This is a genomic window from Acinetobacter sp. AL9 (assembly GCF_041464035.1).
GTDB lineage: Bacteria > Pseudomonadota > Gammaproteobacteria > Pseudomonadales > Moraxellaceae > Acinetobacter > Acinetobacter towneri.
This window is the reverse complement of the sequence record NZ_JAYFSK010000105.1, coordinates 1-4,039: the sequence shown is the minus strand read 5'-3', so window position 1 is coordinate 4,039 and position 4,039 is coordinate 1. Positions and strand designations below refer to the sequence as shown.

Annotated in this window: 3 protein-coding genes and 2 pseudogenes; 3 read left to right on the top strand and 2 right to left on the bottom strand. The window is 36.7% G+C overall.

Translation table 11 applies throughout. The features are described 5' to 3' along the window. Window positions 1-187 precede the first annotated feature (187 nt). On the bottom strand, window positions 188-487 hold the full coding sequence (locus ACEO2X_RS13475; RefSeq protein WP_000358348.1) for a hypothetical protein: 300 nt from the start codon (window positions 485-487) through the stop codon (window positions 188-190). A 157-nt stretch (window positions 488-644) separates the two neighbouring features. Between ACEO2X_RS13475 and ACEO2X_RS13470 the strand changes: the two genes are divergently transcribed. The 3 genes and pseudogenes from ACEO2X_RS13470 to ACEO2X_RS13460 form a co-directional block, all read left to right on the top strand. Further along, window positions 645-1,970, top strand: coding sequence for an ISNCY family transposase (locus ACEO2X_RS13470; protein WP_371972141.1), 1,326 nt, complete (start codon window positions 645-647; stop codon window positions 1,968-1,970). After that, window positions 1,924-2,067 (top strand): annotated as a pseudogene (locus tag ACEO2X_RS13465) (mobilization protein); the annotation flags it as partial. The gene ACEO2X_RS13470 and the pseudogene ACEO2X_RS13465, both read left to right, overlap by 47 nt. Window positions 2,068-2,156: 89 nt before the next feature. Next, window positions 2,157-2,291: pseudogene (locus tag ACEO2X_RS13460) on the top strand (helix-turn-helix domain-containing protein); the annotation flags it as partial. A 246-nt stretch (window positions 2,292-2,537) separates the two neighbouring features. On the opposite strand, the gene ACEO2X_RS13455 reads toward ACEO2X_RS13460, so the two are convergent. Continuing rightward, the gene (locus ACEO2X_RS13455) at window positions 2,538-3,737 is read right to left on the bottom strand and encodes a PT dipeptide repeat lipoprotein (RefSeq protein WP_371972140.1); all 1,200 of its coding nucleotides are present in this window, start codon (window positions 3,735-3,737) and stop codon (window positions 2,538-2,540) included. Window positions 3,738-4,039 lie beyond the last annotated feature (302 nt).

The following is a 4,039-nucleotide window of genomic DNA, read 5'->3' as shown; positions in this document are numbered from 1 at the left end:
AGAACTTCTGTTGCTTCATGCTTAATGTTTTCGTTAATGCGAGTAGTGACTAGTGCATTTGAAGCCATGTTAAGCTCCTATGATTAACATTGTTAATCACACTATATTCTTAGATGAAGAAAAGTTCAATTCGTATAACCACCATTATGTTAAATAATAGGGGCTTCTAAGTACGCGATTAGAAAATTTAGTCTTTAAGAGGAGAAATTTGTTCTAGCTTATCTTCAGGATTATTTTCTCTAATATGTATAATTCGATCATAATTTTCTACTCCTCGTAAGTGAGGTGGTGCAAATGCTGGATACTTGTTGAAAAAGTGCATTTTAATATTTAGTGCATGGTCTAAAATAAAAGCACATTCAATTCCATAGTACTTATCATTAATAAAAAAATTGTCTGTAGTTTCTATTAGTTCTTGGATAGCTAAATCCAATTTTTGAATTTTTTCATTAATATCTTTAGTTTTCTCTTCTATCTTTTTGTCCATTGGTATCACCTATAGAATTAAGTTTCCCTAAAATTAACATAATACACGTTATACGAAACAGCATTTGTTAGAACCCATTCAAAATGTCTATATTCTCACCAATAAAAATGTCTAGTTTATGATGGCTTAAACATCATGGACTGGATATGAAATATAGATGCTGATCACTATGTCTGACAAAGAAATTCAACGTCTTGCTGTTCTGCAAGACGTTCGAGATCATCGTATTACACAAGTCCGTGCTGCTGAAATCCTTAATCTTTCAACCCGTCAAATTACCCGGTTATTACAGAAGCTCAATCAAGATGGTGTTTCAGGTATGGCGCATGCCAGCCGTGGTCAACCTGGCCATCGTCGCCATGATGATTTATTAAAATCAAAATGTCTTTCCATTATTTCTGAACATCTGCTGGGATTTGGACCTACCTTGGCCCATGAGAAGCTCAGCAGCATATTTGACCTGAATATCCCGGTAGAAACGCTTCGGCGCTGGATGACTGCAAATGACCTCTGGATTCCGCGATCCAAGCGCCTTAAACGTCCATATCAGCCACGTTATAACCGTGATTGCTTCGGTGAGCTGATCCAGATTGATGGCTCATATCATGACTGGTTCGAAGGACGCGCTGCTAAGTGCTGTTTATTGGTATATATCGATGATGCCACAGGAAAGCTGTTGCATCTGCGCTTCTGTGAAGCGGAAACGACCTTCGACTATATGCTTTCAACCCGAGCCTACATTGAACAATACGGTAAGCCTCTGGCCTTTTATAGCGATAAACATTCGGTCTTCCGAGTGAACCAGAAATCGAGCCAGGACAGCAAAATCACGCAATTTGGCCGGATTCTGAATGAGTTAAACATTGATATTATCTTTGCCAACTCACCACAGGCTAAAGGTCGCGTAGAACGCGCGAATAGAACCCTTCAAGACCGTTTGATCAAGGAAATGCGTCTGGAAGGCATCAGTTCAATTGCCGAAGCAAATGCCTGGCTACCCTGCTTTATTGAGCATTTCAACCAGAAGTTCGCCAAGTGTGCGCGAAATTCAAAGAACTTACATCGTCCGCTAACAGAGTCTGATGTTGAGCTGGAGGATATATTCACCTGGCAGGAACCGCGTAAGGTCACAAAGAACCTCACCACCACCTATGACAAGTGTATTTATCTGCTTGAATCGACAGAGCTGAATCATAAGCTTGTTGGGCAATACATTTCATTTCTAGAGTACCCGGATGGCACTGTGGTGATCATGCATGAAGGACGGAAGATCAACTATAGCGTCTTCAATAAACTGGCTGGACTACAGCAGAATGAAGTGGTTGAGAATAAAAGATTAGGCTCGGTTCTGGCCCATATCCAGCAACAGCATGAAGAGTTGGAAAAACAGAATAAACGTTCCCGTCTCAAGAAAAGTATGCCGAGTCGTAAAGCTCAGAAAGCTGTTAATCGGTTCTTGTATGCTGAAAATTACCGAAGATGATGAGCAGGCCAGAGCAAAATTGATTGCTCAGATGGAGAGATATTTGACTGATGAACGCGATCGTAAGCTGTTTAATTTACCCCCTTGTCAAACATAACTCTTCCGAAATAACGTATCAATAGGACTGTAATGTGCGACGTCTAAGAGAGTTATGCTTTTCTTGCCTAAGTGCTTATATTTTGCCTAGGACTGACCCAAGCAGAGTTTGGTTTACGTATCAGAGCGAGAACGCTGCAAGACTGGGAACAAGGCCGTCGTTATCCGACTAGTCCTGCAGTGACTTTAATTCGTATTCTGGACCCTCATCTAACCCTAATTTAAGAAGTTTAGACAATAAAAAAACCAGTATCTTGAGAGGTCTTTCATAATTGCTTATAAAAAAGCCGACCTGGAAAAAAGTCGGCTTTTTGGGTTTTCGTCCCGATTTTTTATCTGTATAAATTTTTGAAATATAAAACTATTTGTTTTTCTATTATTCACCAATAAAAATGCCTAGTATCAGTCCATCCTGGGATAAAGTGAACATCATTTAATCAGATTTTTATCTGCAATGATGCCCCTCTAAAATTATTCAATTATCTGAAAATCATTGAGATCAGCCTGAATAGATTTTGGATTATTTGCATTTACAAATTCTGCATTTGTATACAACCAGCCGATTTGACCTTGCTGATTAAAACGTTTATCCAAATATTTCAGTATAGGAGTATTTGAGAAGATATCCTCTGAAAATACTTTAAATTCTCCTACATCTAGCTCTTCACTATCTTTCATAAATAATAAGCCATTTTTTTTAGTGGCAGATATATCTAAAGAGCGACTAACTAAACGATACCCATCTTTAGCCTGAGCATTTATCATATTTTGCAATGCTAAAGTACTTTCAAGTCTTGAACTCTCTGTTGGATAGTCTTTGTATCGATATGTGTAAGTACCATTATGTTTGCTACTATTTACACAAGTTGCTATTTTAGGTTGATTTTCTTTATTATCTAAAATTTCTGCACGATTTCCTGTAAAGTATTGTTTAAATTGAATAATGCGACAACCTTTTTGACCTAATTCATTAAGTACATTAATTAGTTGATTAGTGTCAACAAGTGGGGAAAGATACCCACTATCATAAGTGTATGATGCATTATCATTTTCATTTTTTAAAAAATAGTCTTTAAAATTTAAGTCGGTAGAAGGCCTTACAGAATGAAGAAATTGGTATCCAGATTTTCCATTCTCATTCAGCTTACTTAACCATGAAAAATAGATATTGCTAACAGAGCTTGCAGTTCGATCAGAAACAATAGCAGAGTAACGAGTATTCTGATTAGCTAACTTCATATAGCTATTTACAGTTTTATTTCCATACACCTTATTATTGTATGCGACAATTTTATATCCATTTTGCCCCATTTCATTAAGCTGAGATAGGAATGCAGCACTACTGGTTGAATTAACCGCATCTACATTTAAAAAATTTGCTGTTGTAATAAGGTTCTTAGGTTTTTCCGCAGTAAATAATCCGACATTACTTTTTACATAACAGCGATTATCCTTGTAGGGGTTAGATATAGAATTCCTTTCTAACTTAATGTAAGCAGGATTATTACTAGTTGAGTTAATAATACAAAATGAGTCATCATTTAAAAAAGTTAAGACTCTATTCTCTTCTGAGGTTGTGCTATATTTTTGATATTTAATAGGATAGTAAAAGAAGTTATCATATTTGATACCAGTTTGAATATCGGCAGAGTAAAACTTGAAGTGCGACATAAACCACCTAATTAATTTAAAGGGTTTATGGAGTATATAAAATTGTCATACCATCATCTTAACTTTGAAGATCGTACTGCATTAATGCTTGAGTCAAGAAAAGAAGGCTTTTCACCCATACGCGCCAACTTAAGCCATGTTGATGATATTTCATACACTCTGGTGCCTCCTAAATAACATTGAAATATCATCTGTAAATCGTTGTAATTTCCTCTTCCTAGGCCGCTCCGACATACTTTTAATACTGCTTGCTAGATTGGCTTCAAAGCTTGGATATTCTGCTAACAAACTGTATTTAATCT

Bases quoted from the DNA above. Each gene is read 5' to 3' on its own strand.
- ACEO2X_RS13470 (WP_371972141.1), top strand. From the start codon at position 645: ATGCTGATCACTATGTCTGACAAAGAAATTCAACGTCTTGCTGTTCTG.
- ACEO2X_RS13455 (WP_371972140.1), bottom strand. From the start codon at position 3,737: ATGTCGCACTTCAAGTTTTACTCTGCCGATATTCAAACTGGTATCAAA.
- ACEO2X_RS13475 (WP_000358348.1), bottom strand. From the start codon at position 487: ATGGACAAAAAGATAGAAGAGAAAACTAAAGATATTAATGAAAAAATT.